The 26,384-nt window shown below is 46.0% G+C and carries 25 protein-coding genes; 1 reads left to right on the top strand and 24 read right to left on the bottom strand.

Translation table 11 applies throughout. The features are described 5' to 3' along the window. From AAE250_RS05490 to AAE250_RS05385, 22 genes are all read right to left on the bottom strand, one after another. Positions 1-392 (bottom strand): PriCT-2 domain-containing protein (locus tag AAE250_RS05490; RefSeq protein ID WP_342288747.1); only part of this gene is annotated, 392 nt, incomplete at its 3' end. A 41-nt stretch (positions 393-433) separates the two neighbouring features. Beyond that, positions 434-1,048 carry a BT4734/BF3469 family protein gene (locus tag AAE250_RS05485; RefSeq protein ID WP_294599091.1) on the bottom strand — a complete coding sequence of 205 codons (615 nt, stop codon included), beginning with the start codon at positions 1,046-1,048 and terminating at the stop codon, positions 434-436. 340 nt (positions 1,049-1,388) lie between these two features. Further along, on the bottom strand, positions 1,389-1,523 hold the full coding sequence (locus AAE250_RS05480; RefSeq protein ID WP_294598771.1) for a hypothetical protein: 135 nt from the start codon (positions 1,521-1,523) through the stop codon (positions 1,389-1,391). A gap of 162 nt (positions 1,524-1,685) precedes the next feature. Next, the gene (locus tag AAE250_RS05475) at positions 1,686-2,306 is read right to left on the bottom strand and encodes an acyltransferase (RefSeq protein WP_294598774.1); all 621 of its coding nucleotides are present in this window, start codon (positions 2,304-2,306) and stop codon (positions 1,686-1,688) included. Continuing rightward, a complete protein-coding gene (locus AAE250_RS05470) occupies positions 2,275-3,471 on the bottom strand; it encodes a glycosyltransferase (protein ID WP_294598776.1) in 1,197 nt (398 codons plus the stop codon). The genes AAE250_RS05475 and AAE250_RS05470 overlap by 32 nt, the downstream gene beginning before the upstream one ends. 66 nt (positions 3,472-3,537) lie before the next feature. Next, complete coding sequence (locus tag AAE250_RS05465) at positions 3,538-4,602, bottom strand: glycosyltransferase family 4 protein (RefSeq protein WP_294598778.1); 1,065 nt, start codon at positions 4,600-4,602, stop codon at positions 3,538-3,540. After that, positions 4,599-5,732, bottom strand: coding sequence for a glycosyltransferase family 4 protein (locus AAE250_RS05460; RefSeq protein ID WP_294598780.1), 1,134 nt, complete (start codon positions 5,730-5,732; stop codon positions 4,599-4,601). The genes AAE250_RS05465 and AAE250_RS05460 overlap by 4 nt, the downstream gene beginning before the upstream one ends. Before the next feature lie 12 nt (positions 5,733-5,744). Continuing rightward, positions 5,745-6,944 carry a glycosyltransferase family 2 protein gene (locus tag AAE250_RS05455; RefSeq protein ID WP_294598783.1) on the bottom strand — a complete coding sequence of 400 codons (1,200 nt, stop codon included), beginning with the start codon at positions 6,942-6,944 and terminating at the stop codon, positions 5,745-5,747. Positions 6,945-6,967: 23 nt separating this feature from the next. Further along, complete coding sequence (locus tag AAE250_RS05450; protein ID WP_294598785.1) at positions 6,968-8,428, bottom strand: O-antigen ligase family protein; 1,461 nt, start codon at positions 8,426-8,428, stop codon at positions 6,968-6,970. 15 nt (positions 8,429-8,443) lie between these two features. Next, complete coding sequence (locus AAE250_RS05445) at positions 8,444-10,609, bottom strand: hypothetical protein (RefSeq protein ID WP_294598788.1); 2,166 nt, start codon at positions 10,607-10,609, stop codon at positions 8,444-8,446. A 7-nt stretch (positions 10,610-10,616) separates the two neighbouring features. Then, positions 10,617-11,450, bottom strand: coding sequence for a TolC family protein (locus tag AAE250_RS05440; RefSeq protein WP_294598791.1), 834 nt, complete (start codon positions 11,448-11,450; stop codon positions 10,617-10,619). Positions 11,451-11,482: 32 nt separating this feature from the next. Beyond that, positions 11,483-12,649, bottom strand: a complete 1,167-nt coding sequence (locus AAE250_RS05435) for a sugar transferase (RefSeq protein WP_294599094.1) — start codon at positions 12,647-12,649, stop codon at positions 11,483-11,485. 19 nt (positions 12,650-12,668) lie between these two features. Beyond that, entirely contained in the window at positions 12,669-13,028 is a 360-nt protein-coding gene (locus tag AAE250_RS05430) for a response regulator (protein ID WP_294598794.1), read from the bottom strand. 282 nt (positions 13,029-13,310) lie between these two features. Next, on the bottom strand, positions 13,311-14,357 hold the full coding sequence (locus tag AAE250_RS05425) for an asparaginase (RefSeq protein ID WP_294599097.1): 1,047 nt from the start codon (positions 14,355-14,357) through the stop codon (positions 13,311-13,313). A gap of 319 nt (positions 14,358-14,676) precedes the next feature. Beyond that, positions 14,677-15,456 (bottom strand): tryptophan synthase subunit alpha, encoded by a 780-nt coding sequence (gene trpA / locus AAE250_RS05420; protein WP_294598797.1) that lies wholly within the window; start codon positions 15,454-15,456, stop codon positions 14,677-14,679. 5 nt (positions 15,457-15,461) lie between these two features. Continuing rightward, positions 15,462-16,085 (bottom strand): phosphoribosylanthranilate isomerase, encoded by a 624-nt coding sequence (locus AAE250_RS05415; RefSeq protein ID WP_294598799.1) that lies wholly within the window; start codon positions 16,083-16,085, stop codon positions 15,462-15,464. 52 nt (positions 16,086-16,137) lie between these two features. Next, the gene (trpC, locus tag AAE250_RS05410) at positions 16,138-16,980 is read right to left on the bottom strand and encodes an indole-3-glycerol phosphate synthase TrpC (RefSeq protein ID WP_294598802.1); all 843 of its coding nucleotides are present in this window, start codon (positions 16,978-16,980) and stop codon (positions 16,138-16,140) included. Between the two features lie 55 nt (positions 16,981-17,035). Beyond that, entirely contained in the window at positions 17,036-18,031 is a 996-nt protein-coding gene (gene trpD, locus AAE250_RS05405) for an anthranilate phosphoribosyltransferase (protein ID WP_294598804.1), read from the bottom strand. A gap of 40 nt (positions 18,032-18,071) precedes the next feature. Beyond that, positions 18,072-18,638: an anthranilate synthase component II gene (locus AAE250_RS05400; protein ID WP_294599100.1), complete on the bottom strand. Its 567-nt coding sequence runs from the start codon at positions 18,636-18,638 to the stop codon at positions 18,072-18,074. Between the two features lie 43 nt (positions 18,639-18,681). After that, positions 18,682-20,112: an anthranilate synthase component I family protein gene (locus AAE250_RS05395; protein ID WP_294598806.1), complete on the bottom strand. Its 1,431-nt coding sequence runs from the start codon at positions 20,110-20,112 to the stop codon at positions 18,682-18,684. 116 nt (positions 20,113-20,228) lie between these two features. Next, entirely contained in the window at positions 20,229-21,410 is a 1,182-nt protein-coding gene (gene trpB / locus AAE250_RS05390) for a tryptophan synthase subunit beta (RefSeq protein WP_294598808.1), read from the bottom strand. A gap of 84 nt (positions 21,411-21,494) precedes the next feature. Continuing rightward, on the bottom strand, positions 21,495-21,671 hold the full coding sequence (locus AAE250_RS05385) for a hypothetical protein (RefSeq protein WP_294598811.1): 177 nt from the start codon (positions 21,669-21,671) through the stop codon (positions 21,495-21,497). Between the two features lie 250 nt (positions 21,672-21,921). Between AAE250_RS05385 and AAE250_RS05380 the strand changes: the two genes are divergently transcribed. After that, complete coding sequence (locus AAE250_RS05380) at positions 21,922-22,497, top strand: HdeD family acid-resistance protein (RefSeq protein ID WP_294598814.1); 576 nt, start codon at positions 21,922-21,924, stop codon at positions 22,495-22,497. Positions 22,498-22,606: 109 nt separating this feature from the next. Here AAE250_RS05380 and AAE250_RS05375 read toward each other — a convergent pair whose 3' ends face one another. Further along, positions 22,607-23,905, bottom strand: a complete 1,299-nt coding sequence (locus tag AAE250_RS05375; protein ID WP_294598817.1) for a S28 family serine protease — start codon at positions 23,903-23,905, stop codon at positions 22,607-22,609. A 205-nt stretch (positions 23,906-24,110) separates the two neighbouring features. Further along, complete coding sequence (locus tag AAE250_RS05370) at positions 24,111-26,300, bottom strand: glutamine synthetase III family protein (RefSeq protein WP_294598821.1); 2,190 nt, start codon at positions 26,298-26,300, stop codon at positions 24,111-24,113. Positions 26,301-26,384: the final 84 nt, after the last annotated feature.

The following is a 26,384-nucleotide window of genomic DNA, read 5'->3' as shown; positions in this document are numbered from 1 at the left end:
CGCGGTGCGCTGTCCGGTACCTCGTCTTCCTCGCGTGCGCGTGTGTGTGAGGCGGAAGAACCGGGTGAACCTTGTGTACCAAGTGTACCAACTGCGGATGAGTTTTCGGGTTGGATTTTCACGCCGCAGAGATCGGCCAGATTGAAGACAGTGCCTATGTGCACGTCGTTTCGGCCGGTCTTCAGTGCGTTGCTGAATAGTTTGTCGGCTGCCTTTGAGTCGTACTTTGGTGAGAGGCTGCATAAGGCCAGGAAATCAGAACGGCCTGCTTCACCGCAGTCGTTGGCGATGGCAAAGGTCAGTTGTATATACTCTTGATAAGTGGGAGCAATGTCGGCTCCTGCACTCCTGACGGCTTCGGTCAGAAGGTGTAATGATGATAATGGTTCCATTGGTTGTTGTAAATTAAAGTTGTAATTCTCGTTTTCATTTTTCATTCCCTAAATAGTGCCCCTGGGTCGTGACATAGAAAGCAGGACCGTACCGGATCTTTTCCTGACGTATCTACTCCTTTCCCGGGTTGCTGGTGGTCTGCATCGTACATACAATGTACGTAGTTCATGGCCCAGCGGAATCCTTCGGAGGTGCCTTGACCGGAGGGGTAAGGAATGAAGGCTTTCACTCCTAACCCGCTGGGACTGATGAATGCCAGTGCAGGGTGCAAATAGGGATCATCGAATAATTCTTGTCGTAAGATTTCTGCTTCTTTGGAAGAATCGAGATGGTCGATGTCTACTACTACCAGTCCGGATGATTCTGCGAGGCAGTCGCTTCGTCGACGGGTGAAAACTCCGCAGGGTGTCACGTAGGGAAGTGTTTGCTGCTTCAGGCGGCGGTAGGTTTCTATGTCGCCTTGTAATGAGGCGTTTCGTACTTCGAGGGTTAGTGCGGCGAGCTTTTCATTGGAAGTGATCAGTTTGTATACTTCGCCCAGTTCCACTGTTCGCAGTGGAGTCATTGTGGCGCTTTTCAGGGTTTTTCCGGTTGCTTTGTCCTTTATCGGTGAGATAGGGGGCATGAATAGTGACATTTTGATAATGTTTTTCATTACATTGTTACTCTCCATTTGTATGATATATTTTTAAAGGAGAAGGTCTTGCGGTAGCGGGGGCACAACTAATTGCGACGGCGGTTTTCGTAGCGTTTTCTCTTGTTTTATGATGCAAAGTTAGGGATATAGTTCGGACTGCACAAGTGCAGATTTGTAGGCTTTTATGCATAGTTCCCCCTCGAGGGAATGCGTATAATGCCGTTTTGCTAATCTTTTTGTGGGCTGAAGCCTACATTGGAGAAAATGATAATTTTTTTCGCTTTTATTTGGGGGAGGAGACCTTTTGTTTAGGCGATTATGGCTACTGTCTTCTGTAAACATTTGTTGGACAGTTGTTTTAGTCATTAGACGATTTGTGATGTCTCGTCATGTTGCGCACGTGCGACAGCTTCCGTTTTTCACTGCTTGTGAAGTCTTTTTTGTCTTTCAGCAAGAAAGTGATGGCTTCTGCAATGATTTCCAACTCATCCAATAATGGATTCTTTCTGTGTGTAGCATCAATTTCGATGTCTACTGCATTTTCATCTCCGTTGCGGAGGGATAAAGCTAGTTTTTTAACATGATTATGATAAATTAAAAAACGGTGGCAAAGGTAATAAATATGGTTACAATGCCTCACACTTTATGTACACAATTATCTTACAGCTATCCATTTTTTTGATTCTACATCCAGTCTTTTTATAATCTTGGCAGGATTGCCTACAACAACACAATAATCGGGAATGTCTTTTGTGACGACACTACCGGCGCCAACAATGACATGTTTCCCAATGCTGATACCTGCTGTAATTACCGAATTAGCGCCAATCCAAGAGTCGTCGCCTATGAGAATGGCGGAAGTGTCTACTCCTTGTTTGTGTATGGGATGCTCTGTATCTTCATAACGGTGGTTTAATCCCGAAACTACAACATTCTGTGCCAGTATAACATGATTACCTATTTGTACAGGACCAATAATAGTAGAACGCAGTCCGATTCGGGTTTGATTACCGATGATGACATCGCCAACTCCATTATCCACCAATGAATATTCTTCTATTGTGCTGCCTTTGCCTAGTCGGAATTGATTGATGGGAGATACGTTCATAACTGTCTGTCTCCTGATGACAGCTCCTTTACCATGGTGGAATATGAACGGATTAAGTATATGCTTTACCCACCAGCGAGGACGGGCATTGCAGAACATCAAATAGTGGAGGCGAGATTTCCAATAAGGAGATCCATTAATCTTTTCTTTTATTTTTGATAGCTTCATGGCATTTGTTTTTTGTATTTCTTTGAAATTCCTCAATTGCTGCATATATTTTTTCTACACTATGTGCCCAACTATGGGTGTGAGCAAATGCTATGCGTTCAGCTTTCAGGTTATTATCATTGATTTCATTCAGAGCTTCCTGTATAGCACATAAATAGCTGTTTGTATCAGTTGCGAGATGAACATATTGGGCAAATACATCTCTCATGGTGTGTGTGCTTGTAGATACCACGGGTTTTCCCATGGCCAAATATTCATCTATTTTCAATGGATAATTTCCCTCAGTAATGGGATTTACCAACTGGGGATTGATGCAGATATTGAAATGCTGTATATATGCAGGGAGTTCGGCAACCACCTTCTTACCAGTGAAATATACATTTCTTAGTGTATGCAGCGGATGGTGAGCAAAATATTCATCTTCAGGGCCTACAAAGACAAAACTGTATTGTGGCAGTTGTTGGATAATAGTATATAGAAGTTCTGCGTCCAGTCGGCTTTGTATAATAGCACCCGTATATCCGATACGTGGAGCAGGGATGGACTCAAGATCCTTTGGAACATCATGTACCATACTGGCATCGTACAACTGGAGGTTGACTCCCGTATTGGTGGTATGAATGTTGTGATTAAAAGGTCTTAGCTCTTCTGTGAAATAACTGGAATTGGTAAGGACAATATCAGATTCTTTAACAATGAATTGCTCGCATACGGGACCATATTTTTGCCAATAGTTTACACCTATTACATAGTCTCTACGATAATAAACGGATATGGCAGGGTGTAGTAACTGTTTCAGATATCGGCTGCGGAAAAGATCAGTGTCAATGAGTAAGATAAAATCTTGAATTTTGTAGCGTTGTATAGCTGTTTTTATGGTGAGAGCTATCCGATAGTTATTATAATAGTTGACTATATCGAATAAACATTTGGAAGGCATACTGTTAGCAGGGAGTGCAGGAAAATTACAATAAATTACTTGGAAATTAGCATTTACAAATAGGTCGTTTTTTCGCATAGGGGAATGAAGCCAATTCGGAAATGTAGAAGGGGTATTGATGTAAAATACCCTGTCTTTTTTGGAAATTTCTAGTGCAGTGTTCTTAATGGTGCTGCCTATCCCGATATCCCATGATTGTAAACTGGTAATGATGAAATCTGCCATAAGGAACTTTTTTAGCAAAGATAATGTTTATTTCCGGTTGTGCAAATAAGAAGTTGCTTTGATTTTTTAGTGTTTTCCTAAGGCTGACATTCTTGCTAAAGAACAACAAATTCCATATAGTTCTTCTGAAAAATGATTTATGTTATAGACTTCTTCTGCTAATTTTTGGGCTCTTTTTCCCATTTGCATGGCTTCGTCCTCATGTTGGATTAAATATGTAATAGCATCAATCCATGCAAATATATCTTCCGCTTCTACCAATATTCCAATTTCTTCCTTTTCAATATCTATAGGATGATAAGGATTCCGGGTAGCAATAATCGGTTTTCCCAATGCTAATGCTTCAACAATAGATGTATGTCCAACACAATAATATATAGAATTAGAATATACAGGAATAGCAACACAGAATGAACTAGCAACCATTTTCATAGCTGTCAATGCTGCTTCTTTGGTATTCTCTACTAAACAGATATGTATATTGGGATATTTATCTATATACTGTTTGAGGAATGTATAATCATTTTCATAATTAACCTTGTTTGTGTAGATCTTCAAAGGATAATTTGTTTTAGAGAAAGCTGCTATTAAAGTATTAAAATCCCGATTTTCTCGGCCAGTGGAAACAAACCCGACTGCTTCTTTTGAGTATATCTTTTTGTAAAAATCTATATCGACTCCCCAATGAATTATTTCCATTTTAGAAGAATCCACCCAATGTAGCTTTTGGCTTTCCTGCATATTTAATGGAGAGTGGAATAATATTTTGTCAAATGATTGATATAGCCATTTATATAATATCCTTTTCGCGTAGCTACGCTCTCTTTTTAAACTCTTATGGGAAATTGCTATTATCGATGCTTTTATTAGTTTGAATTTCTTTAAGAAAGTCAACAATGATAGAGGACCTTCGTATACATAAGGTATAATGATGATGTCCGATTTGTCTTTTATTAACCGTATAGTGAAAGTAAGAGCAGCTATCATGCCAGATGGAATTAATTCATAATTGACATTTTCTCCTTTTTTAGCTAATTCCACAAAGCCATACAAAAAATGAGAAGGGTAGTTCCCTTCTTGATGGCGTCTGACTGATTTTCCAAAAGCATATCCTAAATAGGTTATTTTCATACTTTCTGCATTTTAGTATAAATCTTTAGGTATTGCTTAGTTGTATACTGCCAAGAAAATAGTTTTGCTCTGTTCAACCCATAGTCTCTTTGATGTCTACGCAAATCTTCGTTTTTCTCCAGTTGCAGAATAGCTTCTGCTATTTCCTGCGGTAGTTGGGGGTTAACAAGTATTCCACCTTCACCCGCAACTTCAGGCAAGGAAGAACAATTGCTTGTAATGACGGGAACGCCGCATGCCATGGCTTCTAAAACAGGAATCCCAAAACCTTCTAATAGTGAAGGATAGAGAAAGGCGAATGCATTATTGTAAAGGGAAGGCAGATCACTGCCAGGAACATAGCCTGTGTAAACGAGATTAGAAGTACAAATCTCAATTCCCAACTTTATTAGCATGTCTTCTACATATTCCTTTTTTAGGCCTGTTATCACTAACCGTAGCGGTTTTTTAGACTCGTTCAGATATTTCTTATAGGCGAGCAAAACTCCTTCTGTATTTTTACGTGGATCGGTATTCCCTAAGAAAAGTAAATAGTGTTCATCGGGCAGATATTTGCTGGTGATGGCATATGCTTCTTTTGTAGGTAAAAGACGGTAACATTCACTGTAGCCATTATGCACTACACTCAAGTGGTCTGCTATTTCTGGAAAGCGATTTAAAATATTGGTTCGTTCTGTTTCGGACACTGTAATGATGTGACGGCATTGTTTAAGAACGCGGGGAACATTCCAACGGCGATAGTACCATCCTAATTGTTGGTAGGCGGACATCCCCTTTCCTTTTTTTGTGTTCAGATATATGATATCATGCAATGTTAGAATAAGAGGAACAGGGCAGTGTAGTGGAGCAGTATTTGAAGTACAATGCAATAATTCTACACCGTACTTACGTATGGCCTTCGGCAGTGCCCATTGTTCCCAAAGAGGGTAAGAGGGACAACAGAGCTCTACAATCTGCATCCGTGGACTGTTTTTTAAACAAACATCTTCTCCTGGAGCTACAAAGACTACATATTCATTTTCATTACCGTCTTCGCAGTTTTGCAGATTTCGCAACACCTCAAGAATTACGAAATCCATTCCGTGTTTATCAATGCGGAAGATCCGTTGTGCCTCAATCCCAATTTTCATGCCGTTCCTTTCCTATATTTTTTGTTTTTTCTTTTTTCTGAATATGCGAGCGATATGGCTGAAGGCAGATGTAAATATAAGAACTGGCAACGACCAGAATGCTTTACGGAAATGGCGATTGATTTCTCCATCAGGCATAGCAATAAGGAAAGATACAAACAGTGCAATCAGCAATCCGTACCATTTTATGCTAAGCGGCCAGTTCAAAAAAGTCATTATCACTGCACATACAATGATATAGGCGATGAGCAGAAAACGGGAAGGCATCATCCATTGAAATAATTTTTCGCAAAGGTCCCATTTGCCTTGTAAAAAGGCAATCGGAAACTTTACAAAAGCTAGTAATGTACTACGATATTGGGAACTTAACCAGCGTTGGCGTTCCTTGCTATATCCGGCAGCATCAGCTGTTTTCTTACAATAACAGATAACTTCTTCCATATATTCTGTATATACATTCTCTTTGAGTAATTCCATTTCCATAGCTTTGGTGAAATCGCTTCCTGACAAACGAGGAGCAATACGGTGGAACATCTCAAAGTCAAACATCATTCCTGAGCCAATAAGAGCAGAAGAAAAACCTAAATTTGTGTGTGCTTTGCGGAATAAATGATTGTTGATTTCTTCACTTGTAGCATTTAGTACTGCAATATTGGTATCAAGATTCTCAGTCATACGATGTGCTTGAATAGCATCGCAACCAGAATAATAAGCATTGTTGAAAAGATTCAACGCATTAGGAACGACTTTATTGTCTGAGTTGAATATTGTTATGGCATCGTATTCGTTGTTGGAATATCGTTGCATGACTTGCTGTATGGCATATATTTTTGTACAAACTTCTTTGTCTGGAATGATAATGCTAATCGGCATTTGCAGTAGTGTGGCTAAATCTTCTTCGGAGAGTTGGGTAGCTGCCACAACAATATCATATTTATCACGAGGATATTGTTGAGTATCTAAAAAATGGTTGATGGATTCAATAACCTCTTGTCCATTTTTCAATACAACGAAAAGCACTAGGAAATGATGTTGCTTTTTGGATGGTGGATAGGGGTTCTTGTATTTTCGCAAGGAGGCAACCGCATAGATAAATAAGTATGCGACAGGGATGAGCAATAATAAAAATAAGATAGCGTCAGTCATCTGCAACGCATTGTTGTTTTCATTCATCCACCAATCCGGACTGAATATTTGGAAAAACTCATTCATATTCTTATTCGTTTTTTTGTTTTTTAAATTATTATTTCATCTTTTCCTAATTTCCTATCTATACTTTGGCCATTCAGAACAAAAGAGAGGAATACTGCAATTGTGAACATACCTGGTTGAAACTCCATGCATCGTCCCACATAACCGTTCACCCAAACCCCAAAAACGGCACACAATAGTGCCACAAGTATTTGGCGGAGTTGTTTATTTCGTATCTTGAACATAAGGAGATAGCAGCAACGTAATAAAAGGAGAACTAGCATACTGATATATAAACAGAGACCTACAATACCTCCTTCTACCCAAACCCCAACAAAAAATGAATCCGTAGCGATGAATTCTTCGTCTACAGTTCTTAGTTTTCGAACATCTACGACTTTACCTCCTACCCCCATTCCGAAGGGTTTGTCTGCTAAATAATAAGCAAATCGTTTTTGGTTTTCAAGTCTTACGCTAAAAGAGGCATCTTTATTGGGGCGGAATGCTGTACGCATACGTTTGATAAAAACATTATCATCACCGATATCAGTAAAATAAAAAAAGCTAAAAATGGATGCACCTACGATCGCTGCTACAATTATTCGAGTAAAATTTTTGCTGAGTAGGAGGTATAGAGCTAGACCAGCCAAAGGAACTATCATGGCACCACGTGTACCTGATAACATCATGCCGCCAAATGCTGCAACTGCTACACCAAGACTGAAAATCTTGAATATTGGCTTTTTGGCAGCAGTGGCTATAATCCCAAATGCAATAGTGAAAAGCCCCATACAAGCACCAAAATTGCCGGCATCAGTAAAAAATGAGAAATAGCGCATACCAGTTCTTAATACATGTGTACTGTATCCTCCGTCTTCTAACAGGAATTTTATTTCTGTACTATCAAATCCTCTGCGTTTCTGCCAATAAGCTTTGAATGCTGCCATTAGTACATAAAAGCCAAATAATAAGATCGTATTTTTCAGCAGTTTGGAGTCACAGAGTAGCATTCCTGAAAGAATATAAGTCAATGGTAACGTGAAATATAATCCACGATCTTCTATAAAGTTTTGTAAAGTAGCATAGGGAGTGATTAATATAAGAAAGCAATAGCTAACCCAAATGAATTGGAAAATTGTAAGTAGGTTAAATCCCTTTTTCAATGGATAACTTTCATGGTTGACTATTTGGTTCATGATGATGGAAAATAAACAGAAAGCAACCAAAATATCCATTATGATACTTAAACCTTGAATGCCAAGATATCGATAAATGGCTGAAAAATAGCATGTTATTGCTCCGAATAAGAAATAACTAAACATTGGCTTCTTTACTGCATAAAGCAGGGTAATAAGTACCAAAGGGCAAAATACAGTTCCTATAAAAAAATACCACTGTTGCATGATGAGACTATAGACCATAGACAATAATCCTACAATCAACAATGCATAAATAATGCCTGATGATGCCGGATTGATGCCTATATTTTTTAATACTCTCGTCATATCTTATACTTGTTCTTATTTTACCGCTGCAGGCTTTGAAGTCAATCCCAATTGCATTAAACGGTTGGTGAAAGAGTGCATTGGTGTATGGGGTGGCAACTCTCCTGTAAATGATTCAACTACTTCACGGTCAGCATTATTTAAGTAGAGATATAGTGGAGTACTTCCTATTGCCTCTTTGATAGGGGCAAATGTCGTAGTATCGCTACTACCCCATAAACGATAAGCATTAGCAATCAATAAGTTTGCATCTGCTTGCTGTAATACGGGTAAGGGGAGGGAAGCTTGACTGATAGCAGGGTACTCCACTAAGATTACATCCGGATGTTTTTCTGCATCATTAGGAATCCAAAAATCAGATAATTGCTGTGCTTCAATGTAGCTGACAGAATCTGCCTCAAAATCAACTCCTGCTTTTACGATACGTACATTCAGACCTTGTTCTTCCCAGTAATTTGCGAAGTATTTGCTTAGATAACTCTTTCCTTCGCCAGGCTCCATACTGAACAAACTGAATACAGCTGGATGGTCAGGGGTAATATAGCGATTTAACTGACGACAACTATAAGCTGCTGCGAGTCGATTACAAGCTTTCAGGAATCCACGGAATTTCAGATTGCTGACACCGTTGAATGCTGCAATAGTTGATAGTCCGGTCAGACGCTTGCTGCGGATTGGATCACGCAAGGTACGATCCAATAATTCTATGATCAGAAAATAGGTAGTAATAAATACAATACTTCCTAAGAAAGCAACAAGAATATATATAAAACGTTTGCGACCATTATCATTCAATGGGTATTCGGGGTGTGTGATGTCTTGCAGATTGCTGGTATTCATCTCAATGTTTTTTAAACGGAGATTTGCATCTGCCAAACCTTTTAGCTGTGTACGGTAATTATCTTCGGCAATGCCAATAGCACGTTCCTTACGGGTTACTTGTGTACCTACAGGAGACATATGGCTGTATTGGTCAAAGATATCTTGCTGCCGATTTTTCAAGACTTTAAGTTCTGCATTGGCTTTAGCCTCATTGATGAGTGCCTTCAACCATTCAGATACCATATCTTGAATGCCGACTCCTTCTTTGGAGAAATTGAACTCGTTTAAGTTATCTGATATGTGACTGACATTGTTTTCTGCTTTTTTCAACGCTTCTTTCTTTTGTCGTAACTCTTCTGAACTATTGGAGATATTGTCGGATATAAATATCTCATCTTCCATAATACTCTGGTTTAACTTGCTGATTTTATCAAGCTGTTGTAGCAAATTTGTGTTATTGCGGATAATCTGGCTACGGATATCCATCTTTTCATCCAACATTTTACGCAAAGCTACTGCACCTTCATATTCGCGCATTGCTAACTCTAAACGGTCGTCTACAGCATAGCGTGTAGCCGACAAAGCTTCTGTTTCTTCATTATAATTGATCACTCTCTCTTGTACACAATATTGCATCAAGGCTTCTTCTTCTTCGTTTAGGCGTATTTTGGCAAGTCGTACTTGTTCTTCAAAATATTTGATGACATCATTTGTTGATTTAAAACGAAGGACCTCATAAGCTTTGGAGAGTTCATCAATCAAAATAATGAGTGTTTGCTGAGTCATACCAGGATCTGCAGAAGTATAGGTTAGGTTGATAATGTCACTGACACCAGCGCGTTCTACAATAATTTCATCTAATGCTTGGGCACTATAAAATTGTCCTGGGCGGTTAAATTTGGCATACACAAAATTATTGCTGTTCTCATTTCGGTATTTGAATAAATTCTCAGTTGTTTTTTCCACACTTTTGCGGTCAACTAATGCCAAAACTTCTTTAGGAGTTTCTTGTAGCAATAAGCGATAGTGCTTTGCTTGGATGAAATGATTATCGTTCCATTCTTCTCCATAAGTTAATGCATTAGCCAACAAACGGACAGATACTTTTGATAAAGTTCCTTGCGATTTAGCAATATTAATCAGGTTATCAAAAGTTCCGTTTACCATAGTTCCGCTGACAGTACTACCGTCAATAGAAACCTCATTGGTTACACCTGCGTAAAGACTACTTTCTACAGTGTAACTATAAGGTAGGAATTGTGTGAAATATATAACGAGTCCTACGACCAATAGACTTCCCCACAGCAACCAATATCGGATGCGATAGAAAAATTGTGTTATGAATAAAGCTATATCCATTGTCTTGTTATTCTTTTATAATTTTTACACTGGTCAACATCTCCAATAAAACGATAGAATTATGCAGGGCTACGCGACTTTGTTCATAATTTGTTACGGCTCCGGTTCGGCGTGCACGCTCTAATGAAAGTGTTTTAAGGTCAATTAAACCTTGAATGAAATCATTTTCTGATATTTTCATCTGCGCATTATACATTGCAGCACTTTCAGCCTTGGCTCGGATTGTTGATAATTGCTCGGTCACAGCATTGTATGCTTCTAATACTCTTAAACGGCGTTCTTCCATCATTTCTTCCTGAACGTATTGTTGTTGCTCAATACTATATTGGTATTTTTTCAACTTTAATTTTCTGTTTACAAGATCGCCTACTGGAACTGTAACGCTTGCTCCTACATTAAAGTTATGCTGGGCACTTGACATCGTTGTTTGATACATAGGAGTAAATTCATCACTAGCATTACTAAGCACATTGTATCGACCGTATGAGTACATTCCATTAACCCTTAAGTAATTCCACCAATCTCTTTTTTGTAGACGATATTCATTTTTGGTTTGTTCCACTTGTGACTGTGCCCGTTTTATGGTGGCATTTTCTACTACAGCATCTAAAAATACAGACAGGGGAGGGAGTTTCAATTCTTCAAGATTCATAGGCGCTTCACTCGATACTTGTATGGTAGTATTTTGTTCCCATGCTTCATCTTCCATTTTTAATTTTTCCAACGCTTTGATACGTTCCTCCCTTGTCATATCTTCTTGCGCAGATACAGAAAACGGAACTCCCAGCAACCCCAAGAGGATTACACTGTAAACTATAAATTTAGTATATCTTCTTATCATCTTTAAAACTAATATAGTTTCTACTATTTCAATTATACATTCTCTTTTTGCACAAACGCTGTCACCGTTTTAAGCAAAATTTTCATATCCAACCAGAAAGAAAACTCGCGGGCATATTTTATATCCAGTTGCTTCCGTTCTTCGGCAGACATCTTACCAGCACCACCGCGCTTCTCAACCTGCCACAATCCGGTCAGTCCGGCGGGAGCCATGAAGCGTTCGATGTAGGTGTCGCTGGTGAGCAGTTCGGCTTCGTAAAGGGGGAGGGGACGGTTGCCGACAATACTCATATCCCCTTTTAAAACGTTGAACAATTGCGGAAGTTCGTCAATACTGTACTTGCGGATGAAACGGCCTACGCGGGTTACGCGAGGGTCATTCTCTATCTTGACAAACGTATTCTGTTTGTCTTGCGCTTTCTTCTTTATAAGATCCTCTTCGGAAATGATGCAATCGTCTGAAATGAATAAGGAAGCTTCTTCTTCGGGAGTACCGATAAGATCGTCGAAACGGATTTCGGGTTGGTCGTCCGTAAGCACTTCCTCCATCTTGTATTGGTTGAGGGCATTCAACTCTTTCAAACGCTTGTCCGCATTGGTGTACATGGAGCGGAATTTCAAGAAATTGAATATTTTGTAATTGCTTCCTACACGTTGTGACTTGTAGATGATTTTTCCCTTGCTTTCCATGCGGATGGCTATTGCCGTGGCGATAAGCAGCGGAGATAGTATGATTAACACTGCAAGGGCAAAAAGAATATCAAATACACGTTTCCACGTAGGCAAGTGGAAGGTGTTGAGTAATTTGCGGTGTGTCTGGCTGAACTCTTGCAGCTTATGCTCTTTGCGTAACATGAGGAATTTTATCATTTGCTGGACGCTCTCTTCATTCGCCATCGGGGGCAACGTGTTGTTGACACCTGCCTGCAGGTAAAGTTTGCGGTATTCGCTTTGCAGCTTTTCGGTAACAAGGATTATATAGACGCGCGGAAAGCGTTTGTGCAGGAAAGTGATGTCTTTACTGTCTTTTTCCGGGTTGTTTTGTTCGTAAAGTATGGATGTGTTATATCGGTCGCGGATACCGTCGATGACTTTTGCAGCTTTGTTGCAAGAGGAAACTGCCATGAACATACCTCCTACCACTTTGGTCAAGTGGTTGATTATGGATCGATTGTTTCCAATATAAATGTAATATAGCATATCCATATATAAGTAGGTATTAGAGGAACTTTTTAATACGGGCTTTCAATTCCATCGGATTGAACGGCTTCAGAATGTAGTCTTCGGCTCCGGCTTCGAGAAGGCGGATGCGTTCGGTGGAACTTTCTTCACTGGAAAGCATAACAACCGGAATGTCTTTGAAAAGTGCATTCTCCTTCAGATATGCCAGAAATTCACTGCCCGACATCTGAGGCATGCGAATATCAGAGATGATCAGAGCAGGTTCATTACCTTCATTCAGCCAGTTGATGGCCTGAACGGGGTTTTCAAAATATATCAGCTCATTTTCCTGACCTAAATATACCGAGAGTACCTTGCCTATGGCAGGTTTGTCATCTACAAATAATATCTTTTTCATTGCTTATGTCCGCTTGTTTATTTGCTATGTTAATGTTAATAAATTGTTTCGTTATTGGGGTAAGTTGTTTTCACTTTTGTATGCAGAAGCAGGCTCTTATTTATGATATTTTTTTCCATATTCAATATATGTTTTGTTTGATTACAAGCAAAAATACGCTTAATTAAGCTAATATGCCTTATTAAGGGGGGATAAATGCACACACGTTAACTCTATTTAAGATTTGAGTATGGGTAGATAAATCAAGTTTGTATTTAGAATCGTCAAATAATGGCTTGGTTTTCAGGATTGCCGTTTGGTAATTTCTCCTGCTAAGTCAGAGTTCATGCGATAGCGGATTTCAGCCTGGCTCAGTCCGTGGCCGAGAAGGAACATGAGTTTGGTGACAGCGCACTCGGGGGTGCTGTCGTAGCCGCTGATGACGCCCGCCTGAAGAAGTTGCAGACCGGTTTCGTATCGCTCCATCTCTACGGCGCCGCTTTGACATTGTGTAATGTTGACAATGACAATGCCACGTTCGCTGGCATCTTTCAGCTGACGGATGAACCATTCTTTCTGGGGGGCATTGCCGGAACCAAAGGTTTTGAGGACGACGGCTTTCAGTCCGGGGACGTGGAGCACGGAGTCGATGATGGTTTCTTGGATGCCGGGAAAGAGGGTGAGCACTACGACGTTGGTGTCGAAGAGGTAATGCGGCTTCATGGGGCGCGACGGGTCCGGACGGCGGATGCGGTGGTCGCTGTAGCGGATGTGGATGCCGGCTTTTGCCAGTGCAGGGTAATTGAAAGAACGAAAAGCGTTGAAGTTTTCGGCGTTGATCTTGGTGGTGCGGTTGCCGCGCATGAGTTCGTTCTCGAAGAAGATGCATACTTCGGGGACTACCGGGGTGCCGTCGGGATTTTTGGCGGCAGCTATTTCGATGGCGGTGATGAGATTTTCCTTGCCGTCGGTACGCAGGGTGCCGATGGGGAGCTGCGAGCCGGTGAGGATGACGGGTTTGGAGAGGTTCTCGAGCATGAAGCTGAGGGCAGAGGCGGTGTAGGACATAGTGTCGGTGCCGTGCAGGATGACAAAGCCGTCGAAGTAGTCGTAGTTATAGTTGATTATTTTGACAATCTTTGCCCAAAGGGAGGGCTCCATATCGGAAGAGTCGATGGGGGGATCGAACTGGTAGGAAGAGATGCGGTAGTTGAAGCGCTTCAGCTCGGGGACATGCTTGAGCAGGTGGTCGAAGTTGAAGTTCTCAAGGGCACCGGTCTCAGGGTTTTCTATCATTCCGATAGTTCCGCCTGTGTAAATCAGGAGTACGGAAGGGCAATCGACTTTCATAAACATCATATTGGAGTTCTTTTTCGGGCACAAAGATACAAAAAATATAATATATGTAGAAACAACAGAGACAAGTTCATAATGAGCCTGTCTCTGTTGTTTCTACATATACTATAAAGTTTTTATCCATTTCTTGCCTGCTGATGATTCTGTATATATCCAAAATATAATTGCAGGCACAGCGATTATACACATTCCTATCAAAGCAACCATAATATTAATTTTTTAAGATGTTATTTCCAATTTTGGCAAAAACAAAATCAAAGATACTTCTTATTTTTTATGAATAAAAATATATCGTATGAAATTTGAATATACTTTATTTTTTCAAGTCCTCCTTCAACTGCGTAATAGCCTTCTCCGCATCGCCTTCCGCCTCATTGAGCAGGGTGACGAAGCGGCTGCCGATGATGGAACCGGAGGAGTGGGCGCAGGCGGCATCGAAGGTCTGCTTGTTGCTGATGCCGAAGCCCACCATGCGGGGATTGCGCAGTTGCAGGGCTTCTACCTTCTTGAAGTAGGATTGCTTGGCGTCGTCGAAGTCTTTCTGCGCACCGGTGGTGGCAGCGCTGGACACCATGTAGATGAAACCATCGGTGTGGGCATCGATTTCGCGGACGCGGGCCTCGCTGGTTTCGGGGGTGATGAGCATGATGACGCGGATGTCGTACTTCAGGGCGATTGCCTTGTAGCTGGCTTCATAATCGCGGAAGGGGAGGTCGGGGATGATGACGCCATCGATGCCACACTCAGCACATTTTTGGCAGAAGGCCTCGAAGCCGAACTTCATGATGGGGTTGAGGTAGCCCATAAGGATGAGGGGGATGCGGACGTCGCGGCGGATGTCTCGCAGCTGTTCGAAGAGAAGGCGGAGGGACATGCCGTTGCGCAGGGCACGGGTGGCAGCATTCTGGATGACGATGCCGTCGGCCATGGGGTCGCTGAACGGGATGCCGATTTCGATCATTTGCACGCCGTTGCGTTCGAGGGTGCGGATGACGTCGGCAGTACCGTCGAGGGTGGGACAGCCGGCGCAGAAGTAGATGGACAGCAGGTTCTTGGGGCTGTCCTGGAAAAGTTGGTTAATGCGGTTCAACATAAGATTTATGATTTTAAATTTATTATTTCTTTTAGAAAGGTCTCGATACGCTCTACGTCCTTGATGCCCGGAGCAGACTCAAAACGGCTGTTGAGGTCGATGCCTGCAAAGCGGGGGTGATGGAATTCTTTGATGGCCGGGGCACTGTAAGAATTGATGCCGCCGCTGAGCAGAAAAGGCGTGGAGCCGTTGTAGCAGTGCAGGAGGCTCCAGTCGAACTGGTTGCCGGAGCCGCCGTACTGCGGGGTCTTGGTGTCGAAAAGGTAGTAGTCGCACGGTCCGTTGTAGGCGGAGGTGGCGAGCAGGTCTTTGGGCAAGGCGATGGAGAATGCCTTGATGAGATGCAGGCCGCCGGCATGCAGGGAACGGCAGTAGTCGGGCGATTCGTTGCCGTGGAGCTGGATATAGTCCAGGCCGAAACGGTCGGCATACATGAAGATGTTCTCCTTGCTTTCGTTGACGAAGACGCCGACGCGCTTGGCACGGGTGGGCAGGTATTCGGGCAACTGGCACAGGCAGCGTGGAGACTTGGGGTAGAAGATGAAGCCGATCATGTCTACGCCCAGTTGCTCTACGCTAAAGATGTTGTCGGCGCGGGTCATGCCGCATACTTTGGTTATTAAATCCATGGGGCGATTATTGTGAATTGCAAATAACTTTTCATTTCTCATTCTCCATTTTTCATTCTTCCACCGATTCCCTCATTTCTTTCAGCGCCTCGCCCGGTTGTCCGGTCTTCATAAACGTTTCGCCGATGAGGAAGCCACGGAAGCCGGCTGCACGCAGGCGGCGGATGGTTTCGGGACGGGAGATGCCGCTTTCGGAAACGAGAAGGGGGAGAGCGTCACTGTCGCTGCCTTCAGAAGTGGAGGCGTGAACGGCTTCGCGCAGTTGTTCGGCTATCCGGAAGGAGTTCTCCACGTTGGTGACGAAAGAGCCGAGGTTGCGGTTGTTGACGCCGACCATGTCTACCTCCTTATTAATATAGGAGAGTTCGGCGGGACTGTGAATTTCGAGCAGCACTTCCAGGCCGAGCTTGTGGGCTTGGGCGGTGAGGGTGGTGCATTCGTCGGGCGTGAGGCAGGCGGCGATGAGCAGTACGGCATCGGCGCCGACGATGCGGGCCTGCAGCAGTTGGTAGACGTCGATGATGAAGTCCTTGCGCAGGATGGGGATGTGGACGAGGGGGCGGGCGGTGCGGATGTCGCGCAGGGTGCCGCCGAAGAATTTCTCGTCGGTGAGGATGGAGAGGGCGGCGGCACCGGAAGCTTCGTAGGCAGGGGGGATGACGTCGGCCTGGGCGGTTTCGTTGATCCAGCCTTTGGAGGGGGAACGGCGCTTGAACTCAGAGATGATGCCCGAGGGCGAAGCGGCAAGGGCACGCTTCATGCTGCGGCGGGGAGAGGCGTCTTCTTGTAGAAGGGCGTCTGCTTGTTCCAGCAGTTGCTCCGGGGAGATAGCCTGCTTTTGCAGGGCTATCTCGATTTTTTTATTTTCGATTATTTCGGATAAGATATCGTTCATGATGTTATGGTTTTATAAATGATAATTTAGGGGCGCTCCGCCCCTAAATTATCATTTAATTATTAATCTCAATGAATTTTTTCAGCGTCTCCATCGCCCGTCCGCTTTCCAGCGACTGGCGGGCAATGGAGATGCACTCTTCAATCTCCTTCTGCGGCTCCATGATCTGGATGGCGAAGGCGGCGTTGACGATGACGCACTGCGTCTGCGCTGCCGTGGCCTGACCGCGGAGGATATTGTCGAAGATGCGGGCGGCATCTTCCTTGCATGCACCGCCGAAAAGCTCTTCGGGACGGGCATCGCTGAAGCCGAGCGCCTGCGGACGGTAGATGCGCTCGTAGTGGCGCGTCATCACTTTGAACTCGTCGGTGAGCGAGATTTCATCGTAACTGTCCAGACTGTTCACTACGGCGAAGTCGATGCCGAGCTTGTAGAAGACGTTGGTGTAGAGACGCATCTGCGAGAGGTCCGCCACGCCCAGCAGCTGATAGGCAGGCTTGCAAGGATTCACCAGCGGGCCCAACAGATTGAACAGCGTGCGCACACCCAGCGCTTTGCGCACGGGGCCGACGAACTTCATTGCCGGATTGAACAACTGCGCATGCAGGTAAGCGATGTTGCACTCCTCCATGCTGCGCTTCAGCGTGTCCGCGTCGTTGGTGAAGCGGACACCGTGCTGCTCGATGACGTTGCTGGCTCCGCTGACGGAAGTAGCGCCATAGTTGCCGTGCTTGGCCACCTTGTAGCCGGCACCTGCCACAACAAAACAGGCGCAGGTGGAGATATTGAACGTGTTCTTGCCGTCGCCACCCGTACCCACGATGTCGATCGGGCGGTAGGGGCTGAAGTCTATCGGGACGCGTGTCTCCATCAGTGCTTCGCGGAAGCCTATCAGTTCGTCGACAGTGATGCCGCGCATCTGGAAGGCGGTGAGCAAGGCAGCGATCTGTGCTTCCGGGTACATCTCTCGGGTGATGTTGAGGAGGATTTGCTTGGTTTCCTCCGAAGTGAGCTCTTCGTGGTTGAAGAGACGGGATAATATGGTTTTCATCTTTTTTAGTTATGAGTTATAAGTTATGAGTTATGAGGGATCATACGGCGTATAACCAGTTACTCAGTATCTTCTTTCCGTCCGGCGTCAGCACCGATTCGGGATGGAACTGAATACCGTGGACGTCGAACTTGCGGTGCTTCAGCGCCATGATCTGTCCTTCGGGGCTGATGGCTGTCACTACCAGATCTTCGGGAAGACTCGCGGCATCGACTACCCAGGAGTGATAGCGGCCGACGGGAATTTCTTCCGGCAGTCCGCGGAAGATGTAATCGGGTTCTACGAGCCGCACCGGGGTTTGCACACCGTGGAAGACATCGCTCAAATTAGTAAGCGTTCCTCCGAAGACCTGCCCGATGGCTTGTTCGCCCAGACAGACGCCGAGGATAGGCTTCCGTCCGGCATACGTGCGGATAACGTCGAGCAACAGTCCCGCTTCCTCAGGAATGCCGGGACCGGGCGAGAGGATGATTTTGTCGTATTGTTCCAGCTCTTCGAGGCGGAAACAGTCGTTGCGCAGCACCTCTACCGCTGCACCAAGCTCTTTCACCAAATGCGCCAAGTTGTAGGTGAAGGAGTCGTAATTGTCTATAATAACAGTCTTTATCATAATCTAATCTTTTTATTTACAATGTAAATTGTACATGAATTTACATTTTCTCTGCCATTTCGATTGCCTTTTTCAGCGCGCCGAGTTTATTGTTCACTTCCTGCAGCTCGTACTCATCGTTGCTCTTTGCCACGATGCCGCCTCCTGCCTGGAACCAGAGCACGCCGTTGCGGCTGACGAAGGTGCGGATGGTGATGGCTTGGTTCAGCGATCCGTTCAGACCGATGAAGCCGATGCAACCACCGTAGGCACCGCGGTTGTGAGGTTCCAGTTCGCTGATGAGCTGCATGGCCCGTACTTTGGGGGCACCGCTCAACGTTCCGGCGGGGAAGGTGTCGATGAACGCCTTGATCGGGTCGGCTTCTTCGTTCAGCGTACCGCTGACGCGACTGACGAGGTGGATGACGTGACTGTAGTACTGCATGTCCTTGTAGAAGTCCACCTTTACGTCGTGACAGTTGCGGCTCAGGTCGTTGCGGGCCAGGTCTACGAGCATGACGTGTTCGGCGTTCTCCTTCGGGTCGTCGTGCAGGTACTGGGCGTTGATGGCGTCTTGCTTGGCATCGCCGGTGCGCTTGGTGGTTCCGGCGATGGGGTCGATGTAGGCATGACGGCCTTCGATGCGGCAGTGCGTCTCGGGCGAGGAGCCGAAGATGCGGAAGCCGCCGAAGTCGAAGTAGAACAGATAGGGCGAAGGATTGATGCTGCGCAGGGCGCGGTAGAGTTTGAAATCATCGCCAACGAAGCGTTGTTCGAAGCGGCGGGAAAGGACGATCTGGAAGACATCGCCACGCATGCAGTGGGCGATGCCTTGGCGGATGTTGGCCTTGTGCTCGTCGTCGGTCAGGGGAGAGGTGGTTTCGCCGATGGCACGGAAGTCGTAGGCGGTGTAGTTGCGGTTGTGGATGGCTTTCTGCACCTGGTCCAGTTCGCTGGTCTCGCCGTCTTGCAGCATTTCGAGCAGCAGCATTTCGTTCTTGAAGTCGTTGAAGACGATGAGATACTTATATAATATGTATAGCATATCCGGGGCGTCGTTGGTGGCTTCGCGGCTGTCCTTCACGGGGATGTTCTCGAAGTAGCGCACGGCGTTGAAGGAGGTGTAGCCGTAGAGGCCGCAGTAGTCGCTGTATTCGCCTTCTACTTGGAAGCGGGAGAGGAAATCCCGCAGGGCGTTTTCTACGCGGTATTCGCCTTCGGCATTACTGCCGTTATTGCCTCCGTCGGAGATGGGACGCTCTTCACGACTTCCGTCGGGCAGGCGGAAAACGGCCATGCCGTGGTCGATGCTGACACTTGCCACGGGGCAGAGGCCGATGAAGGAGCGGTTGTTCTCGCTGCCATGATAGTCGGAACTCTCCATGAGGGCGCTTTGGGGGAAGATGTCGCGTACTTTCAGGTAGGTGCTCACCGGGGTGTGCAGGTCGCCGAGTACGGTGCGGCTGACGGTTTGGTAATGGTATTGTTTCATTGTTATTATGGTTTTTATTGTTTGGCTATAAATGGGAATTTACGGAGTATCTCAAATTCCTCTCCTTTCAGGCGGAGGAGTTTGAGATACACTTGTTATCACATGACACTAAATTATCATTTATCATTATAATTCAAATAAGTTTCTATATCCTTGTCTCCCCGTCCTGAAACCGTCAGTACCACCACATCACTCGGTTGGAACGTCATCTTTTCCAGGGCTCCCAGGGCATGCGCACTTTCCAGGGCAGGGATGATACCTTCGAGTTTGGTCAGTTCGTAGGCGGCGCGGATGGCTTCGTCATCGTTGACGGAGAGGACGAGGGCGCGCTTCTGTGCGGCAAGGTTGGCGTGCATGGGGCCGATGCCCGGGTAATCCAGTCCGGCGGAGATGGAGTAAGGTTCCTCTATCTGACCGTCTTCGTTCTGGATGACGTAGGTGCGGGAACCGTGGATGATGCCCAGTTTGCCGAGGGCGATGGTGGCGGCAGTCATGCCTGTCTCTATGCCTTTACCGCCGGCTTCGGCGAGGACGATCTGTACGCGGCTGTCATCGATATAGTGATAGATGGTACCGGCAGCATTGCTTCCTCCACCTACGCAAGCGATGAGATAATCGGGGCAGTCGCGGCCTTCGTGCTCCATGAGCTGCTTCTTGATTTCTTCGCTGATGACCGATTGCAGGCGGGCTACCATGTCGGGGTAGGGATGCGGGCCGACCGTAGAACCTATTATATAATAGGTATCCGACGGATGACAGCACCAGTCGCGGATGGCTTCGTTGGTAGCGTCCTTCAGCGTCATGTTGCCGCTGGTGACGGGGACGACGGTTGCTCCGAGCATCTTCATTTTCTCTACATTGATGTGCTGGCGCTCTACGTCCGTCTTGCCCATGTAGACAATGCATTCCATGTTCATCAGGGCGCAGACGGTGGCGGTGGCTACGCCGTGCTGTCCGGCACCGGTCTCGGCGATGATGCGTTGCTTGCCCATGCGGCGTGCCAGGAGGATTTGGCCGATGGTGTTGTTGATTTTGTGGGCGCCGGTATGGTTCAAGTCCTCGCGTTTGAGGTAGATTTTGCAACCATACTTCTCGGACAACCGGCGGGCCAGGTAGAGCGGAGAGGGACGGCCTACGTAGTCGCGCAGTAGTTGGTCGTATTCACGCTTGAAGTCTTCACTTTGCAGTACGTCGAGGTAGGTGTTCTGCAATTCTTCTACACACTTGTGGAGGATCTCGGGGATGTATGCCCCGCCGAATTCTCCGTAATAGCCTTCTTTGTCAACTAAGAAACTCATGTTGTCTATGATTTAATTATTGAATATTCTGTAAACGAAAAGAGCCCCGTCGCAGGTTTGCGACAGGGCTCTTTCTTATTTCTATTATATATCACATATATACATACGAGCACTGCTCCCTACGACTGTCGGAGTATCAACGGGTGCCACCACCAATATGTATTTATGAACATTGTTTTCATTGTCTTTTTTTGTTTTAACGGGGGCAAATATAAGCACTTTGTTTGAAACACCAAAGCAAATCTTACTTTTTTTCTTCATGAGAACAATTTTCTTGAAATATTGTTCTGTAACGATGTACACAGCGAATATTTACTTTAAAAAAGAAAGGATAAACAATGAAACGAAAACATTTAGTAGCCATAGGCGTAATTATTGCAATACTTCTCCTACTATATTGGCTTTTGGTGGCCGAAGATTTGAATGCCTGGTTGAATGTAAATTGATTTTCCGGGACTTTCGTGCGGAGTTATTCAGATAAAAATGTATCTTCGCAAAAAATAGCAGACTCATGAAAGGATTAAGTTATTCATTTTTGCGCGCCATCTGCGCGCTGGTAATAGGACTGGTGCTGGTGATGTTTCCCGATCAGGCCGGTGATTATTTTGTCATTACGATAGGTGTTATCTTCCTGGTGCCTTCGCTCATCAGCATCATAGGCTACTTTGCACAGAGCGCCGAGGTGCGCCGCCGTTTCCCGGTGGAAGGAGTGGGAAGCTTGTTGTTCGGCTTGTGGCTGATCGTGATGCCCAGCTTCTTTGCCGACTTGCTGACGTTTGTGCTGGGATTCATCCTGGTGATGGGAGGGGTGCAGCAGATTGCCTCGCTTTCGGCAGCCCGTCGCTGGATGCCGGTGCCGGGAGGCTTCTATGTGGTTCCGGTGCTGATTCTGATTGCCGGACTGGTTGCGTTGTTCAACCCTACGGGAGTACGCTCCACGGCGTTCATCATTATCGGTATCAGTAGTTTGGTGTATGCCGCTTCGGAGTTGCTGAACTGGTTCAAGTTTACGCGCCGCAGACCCAAGACACCGGGAGCTTCTGCAAAGACGATTGACAACATTGAAGACGCTGAAATAATAGACTAAAAAAACAGACCATGCGTTGAGCCGGAACAGATGGTCTGTTTGCCTCAAATGCATGGTCTGTTTGCATCAAACGGATGATCTGTTTACCCTGAACAGACCATCCGTTTTTTTATTCTTGCAACCACTTGTTTATCAACTCTATAACTTCTGCCTTTTCAGCTTCAGGCAGTGTGTTGATGCGTGCCAGATGGCAGCCGTCGGGCTGGATAAACACATGGATGTTTTTCTTTCCTTTTAGCCAGGTCACTCCGGCTGCCGTCCACGGATCGTTGCTGCCGTAGATGAATATCATTTTAGGATCGTTCTCTTTCAGGAACTTCGTGATTTTCTTGCTCAGCGTTTTGTCGAAAGGCATATCTTTCAACTCTTTGGGCAGCATCAGGCGATGCAGATAACCCTTGCTGGACTTGATGGAGAGGTACTTTTTGAAAGGACGCGTGTCGTAACCGTAGTACCCCAGTTCGCGGGCTGCCTGTACGAAGAAAGATTCTTCGGGACTGTTGGCAGTGAAATAGGACGGTTCGGCTGTAGCCAGCAGATGCTTTAGCAGGTCGTCGTCCGAAGCCGATGTGGCAGGGATGTTGCTGATGGGAGTGCACCATTGCCAGAAGGCGAAGGAATATTCCAGCACACAATAATCGTATATCTCTTCAATAGGGGCGCGGAACTTATAGTTATTCTCCGTACAATATTTCTCGAAGCGGGGCAGCAGCGTGGCTTTCCGTTTCAAAACTTCCAGTTGGAAATCTTCAATCTTTTTGCGGTCTTCGGCAGTAGATACTTTGCGGAGGAAGGGCTCATGACGTCCGTCTTCCACGCCGTAGCACAGCGGGGCTACATAGGGCACGGAGATGTCTACATCGTCCGGATAGAAGGTGCGGTAGAGCAGCGTGGTCTGTCCGCCTTTGCTGATACCTGTTGCAATCCACTTGCCGGGATAGATGCTCTTGAAAGCAGTGATGACGGCATGCAGGTCGTCGGCAGAGCTTTCGGCCGTGAGGTATTGCCAGTCTTTGGGTTCGGGAGTCGATTCGAGGAAGTAGCGGTATTCCACGAATACGATGTTAGTGTTGAGCATCTCGGAAAGCTCTTCGAAATATCCGGGGCGGAGGGCATAAGCGGCTCCGTAGCCTTCGGTTATGATGAGCGTGGGACGGTCGAAGCCGGCATGAGCCACGATGACGCGCTGGCGGAAGCTGCCTTTCTCGGGATGGCGATGGTCCAGCGGTTGGGTGAAGTAGGTTACATACTTTTCGGAAAACTTGGTCGATTCCAGCGGTTTGGTTTCCGTGATGGCGGAAATCTTACTCAGTTTTTCTTGCAGGGCGGTTTGTGCAGATGCAGAGATGGACACAAACAGCAGTACGAACAGCAGTAGCGCTGTGGAGCGGAGATGCAGATTTTTCATAATGAAATAGTTGTTTTATGTTGGGCAAAGATAACTTATTTTATTACTATGGGCAAACGTTCGGCCCGGTAAAAAAAGGGAGGGAGAACTGCCTCACGGTACCTCTCCCCCTGCAAACTTAAAACAACCAACAAAAGAAATAGATAACTTGTGCCGCGAGGGCACTCTCAGGTTTCCTTCCGGAGTCGTGAGATTACCTATTTTTTTATCTTATAAATAGCAGTTCTCTATATTTCGGCAACGTCCACATCTGGTTGTCGATGATAAGCTCCAACTTGTCGATGTGGTAACGGATTTCTTCCATCATCGGCACGATGGTGTCGTGGTAGGCGATGGCTTTTTCGCGTTCACATTCTATCTTGTTGGCAACCTTGCGGGCCTCGATCATGGCATCTACATGCTCCTTGATGAAGGCGGTGCGGTCGGCAATCTCTTCGATGAGTTCCAGGTTCTTGGCAGACAGCTTGGCAGCTTTCTCTGCGGGGAAGAGGTCTTTCATCTTGTATACGTTGTCCACCAGATCGGTTTGATACTGCGTAGCTACAGGGATGATGTGGTTCATGGCCAAGTCTCCCAGTACACGGGCTTCGATTTGGATTTTCTTGGTGTAAGTTTCCCACTTTACTTCGTTGCGGGCTTCCAGTTCCTTTTGCGTCATGACGCCGATAGACTCGAACATCTTGATGCTTTCGGGCTTCAGGTAGTTGTCGAAGATGACGGGCACGCTGGTTTCGCAATCCAGACCGCGGCGGGCAGCTTCGGCTTTCCATTCGTCGCTGTAACCGTTGCCATCGAAGTGGATGGGCTTGCAGATCTTGATGTACTTGCGGATGACTTCGAGGATAGCCGAAATCTTCGGTTCGCCTTTTTCGATAAGGGTGTCCACATCTTTCTTGAATTCAATCAACTGTTCGGCTACTGCGGAGTTCAGGGCTATCATGGCGCTGGCGCAGTTGGCTTCGGAACCTACGGCGCGGAACTCGAAACGGTTGCCGGTGAAGGCGAACGGGCTGGTGCGGTTACGGTCGGTGTTGTCAATCATCAGTTCGGGAATCTGCGGGATGTCCAGTTTCATGCCTTGCTTGCCGCTGAGGCTGATGAGATCGTCTTTGGTGCTTTCTTCGATATGATCGAGCACTTGAGACAACTGCTTGCCCAGGAATGAAGAGATGATTGCGGGAGGTGCTTCGTTGGCACCCAGACGGTGAGCGTTCGTGGCGCTTGAGATGCTGGCTTTCAGCAATCCGTTGTGCTTGTAGACGGCCATCAGGGTGTTCACTACGAAGGTGATGAAGCGCAGGTTGTCTTCCGGTGTCTTGCCCGGACCCATCAGCAGGATGCCGGTGTCGGTACCCAGCGACCAGTTGTTGTGCTTGCCGCTACCGTTGACGCCCTTGAACGGTTTTTCGTGCAGCAGCACGCGGAAGCCGTGGTGACGGGCGGTCTTGCGCATCAAGGCCATGATGAGCATGTTGTGGTCTACAGCCAGGTTGCACTCTTCGTAGATAGGAGCCAACTCGAACTGGTTGGGAGCTACCTCGTTGTGACGGGTCTTGACGGGGATGCCGAGCTTCAGCGCTTCAATCTCCAGTTCCTTCATGAAGGCAGCCACACGGCTTGGAATGGCACCGAAGTAGTGGTCTTCCAGCTGCTGGTTCTTGGCCGAGTCGTGGCCCATCAGCGTGCGACCGGTCATCAAGAGGTCGGGACGTGCGGCGTACAGACCTTCGTCTATCAGGAAGTATTCCTGTTCCCAGCCCAGATAAGAAACTACTTTCTTCACATCGGGATTGAAGTAACGGCATACGTCTACGGCAGCCTTATCCACAGCGCGCAGGGCTTTGAGCAACGGTGCCTTGTAGTCCAGAGACTCGCCGGTGTAGGCAATGAAAATAGTTGGGATGCAGAGCGTATCGTCCACGATGAACGCCGGAGAGGAGGGGTCCCATGCAGAGTAACCGCGAGCTTCGAACGTGTTGCGGATACCACCGTTGGGAAAACTGGATGCATCCGGTTCCTGCTGTACGAGCAGCTTGCCGGTGAATTCTTCCATCATACCGCCTTTGCCGTCATGTTCTACAAAAGCATCGTGCTTTTCGGCAGTACCTTCGGTCAGCGGGTGGAACCAGTGTGTGTAGTGGGTTGCTCCCATTTCGAGGGCCCATTTCTTCATGCCGGCAGCCACTTCGTCGGCAATACTGCGGTCCAGGGGGGCACCGTTGTCAATCACGTCAATCAGTTTGGCATATACCTTGCTGGGCAGATACCGGAACATCTTTTCCTTGTTGAATACATACTTGGCGAAATACTCTGACGGACGTTCCGCCGGAACTGCCACTTCAACGGGTTTCTTCTTGAACGCCGTTTCTACTACTCTGAATCTCAATTTTGACATAATACCTTGAGTTGTAATTGTTGGTTTAAAAAAACTTATTGTTAGAGTGAAAAAAACTTCATCTTTAGTTGTTCCCGGAGGGGC

The organism is Bacteroides sp. GD17 (assembly GCF_038448625.1).
Taxonomy (GTDB): domain Bacteria; phylum Bacteroidota; class Bacteroidia; order Bacteroidales; family Bacteroidaceae; genus Bacteroides.
The sequence above is the reverse complement of the archived record's forward strand: the minus strand, read 5'-3'. Positions and strand labels throughout refer to the sequence as shown.

What these genes read in the sequence shown, in the direction of transcription:
- AAE250_RS05485 (WP_294599091.1), bottom strand. Translation starts at nt 1,048, where the DNA reads ATGAAAAACATTATCAAAATGTCACTATTCATGCCCCCTATCTCACCG.
- AAE250_RS05475 (WP_294598774.1), bottom strand. Translation starts at nt 2,306, where the DNA reads ATGAAGCTATCAAAAATAAAAGAAAAGATTAATGGATCTCCTTATTGG.
- AAE250_RS05470 (WP_294598776.1), bottom strand. Translation starts at nt 3,471, where the DNA reads ATGGCAGATTTCATCATTACCAGTTTACAATCATGGGATATCGGGATA.
- AAE250_RS05465 (WP_294598778.1), bottom strand. Translation starts at nt 4,602, where the DNA reads ATGAAAATAACCTATTTAGGATATGCTTTTGGAAAATCAGTCAGACGC.
- AAE250_RS05460 (WP_294598780.1), bottom strand. Translation starts at nt 5,732, where the DNA reads ATGAAAATTGGGATTGAGGCACAACGGATCTTCCGCATTGATAAACAC.
- AAE250_RS05455 (WP_294598783.1), bottom strand. Translation starts at nt 6,944, where the DNA reads ATGAATGAGTTTTTCCAAATATTCAGTCCGGATTGGTGGATGAATGAA.
- AAE250_RS05450 (WP_294598785.1), bottom strand. Translation starts at nt 8,428, where the DNA reads ATGACGAGAGTATTAAAAAATATAGGCATCAATCCGGCATCATCAGGC.
- AAE250_RS05445 (WP_294598788.1), bottom strand. Translation starts at nt 10,609, where the DNA reads ATGGATATAGCTTTATTCATAACACAATTTTTCTATCGCATCCGATAT.
- AAE250_RS05440 (WP_294598791.1), bottom strand. Translation starts at nt 11,450, where the DNA reads ATGATAAGAAGATATACTAAATTTATAGTTTACAGTGTAATCCTCTTG.
- AAE250_RS05435 (WP_294599094.1), bottom strand. Translation starts at nt 12,649, where the DNA reads ATGCTATATTACATTTATATTGGAAACAATCGATCCATAATCAACCAC.
- AAE250_RS05430 (WP_294598794.1), bottom strand. Translation starts at nt 13,028, where the DNA reads ATGAAAAAGATATTATTTGTAGATGACAAACCTGCCATAGGCAAGGTA.
- AAE250_RS05425 (WP_294599097.1), bottom strand. Translation starts at nt 14,357, where the DNA reads ATGAAAGTCGATTGCCCTTCCGTACTCCTGATTTACACAGGCGGAACT.
- trpA (WP_294598797.1), bottom strand. Translation starts at nt 15,456, where the DNA reads ATGTTGAACCGCATTAACCAACTTTTCCAGGACAGCCCCAAGAACCTG.
- AAE250_RS05415 (WP_294598799.1), bottom strand. Translation starts at nt 16,085, where the DNA reads ATGGATTTAATAACCAAAGTATGCGGCATGACCCGCGCCGACAACATC.
- trpC (WP_294598802.1), bottom strand. Translation starts at nt 16,980, where the DNA reads ATGAACGATATCTTATCCGAAATAATCGAAAATAAAAAAATCGAGATA.
- trpD (WP_294598804.1), bottom strand. Translation starts at nt 18,031, where the DNA reads ATGAAAACCATATTATCCCGTCTCTTCAACCACGAAGAGCTCACTTCG.
- AAE250_RS05395 (WP_294598806.1), bottom strand. Translation starts at nt 20,112, where the DNA reads ATGAAACAATACCATTACCAAACCGTCAGCCGCACCGTACTCGGCGAC.
- trpB (WP_294598808.1), bottom strand. Translation starts at nt 21,410, where the DNA reads ATGAGTTTCTTAGTTGACAAAGAAGGCTATTACGGAGAATTCGGCGGG.
- AAE250_RS05385 (WP_294598811.1), bottom strand. Translation starts at nt 21,671, where the DNA reads ATGAAGAAAAAAAGTAAGATTTGCTTTGGTGTTTCAAACAAAGTGCTT.
- AAE250_RS05380 (WP_294598814.1), top strand. Translation starts at nt 21,922, where the DNA reads ATGAAAGGATTAAGTTATTCATTTTTGCGCGCCATCTGCGCGCTGGTA.
- AAE250_RS05375 (WP_294598817.1), bottom strand. Translation starts at nt 23,905, where the DNA reads ATGAAAAATCTGCATCTCCGCTCCACAGCGCTACTGCTGTTCGTACTG.
- AAE250_RS05370 (WP_294598821.1), bottom strand. Translation starts at nt 26,300, where the DNA reads ATGTCAAAATTGAGATTCAGAGTAGTAGAAACGGCGTTCAAGAAGAAA.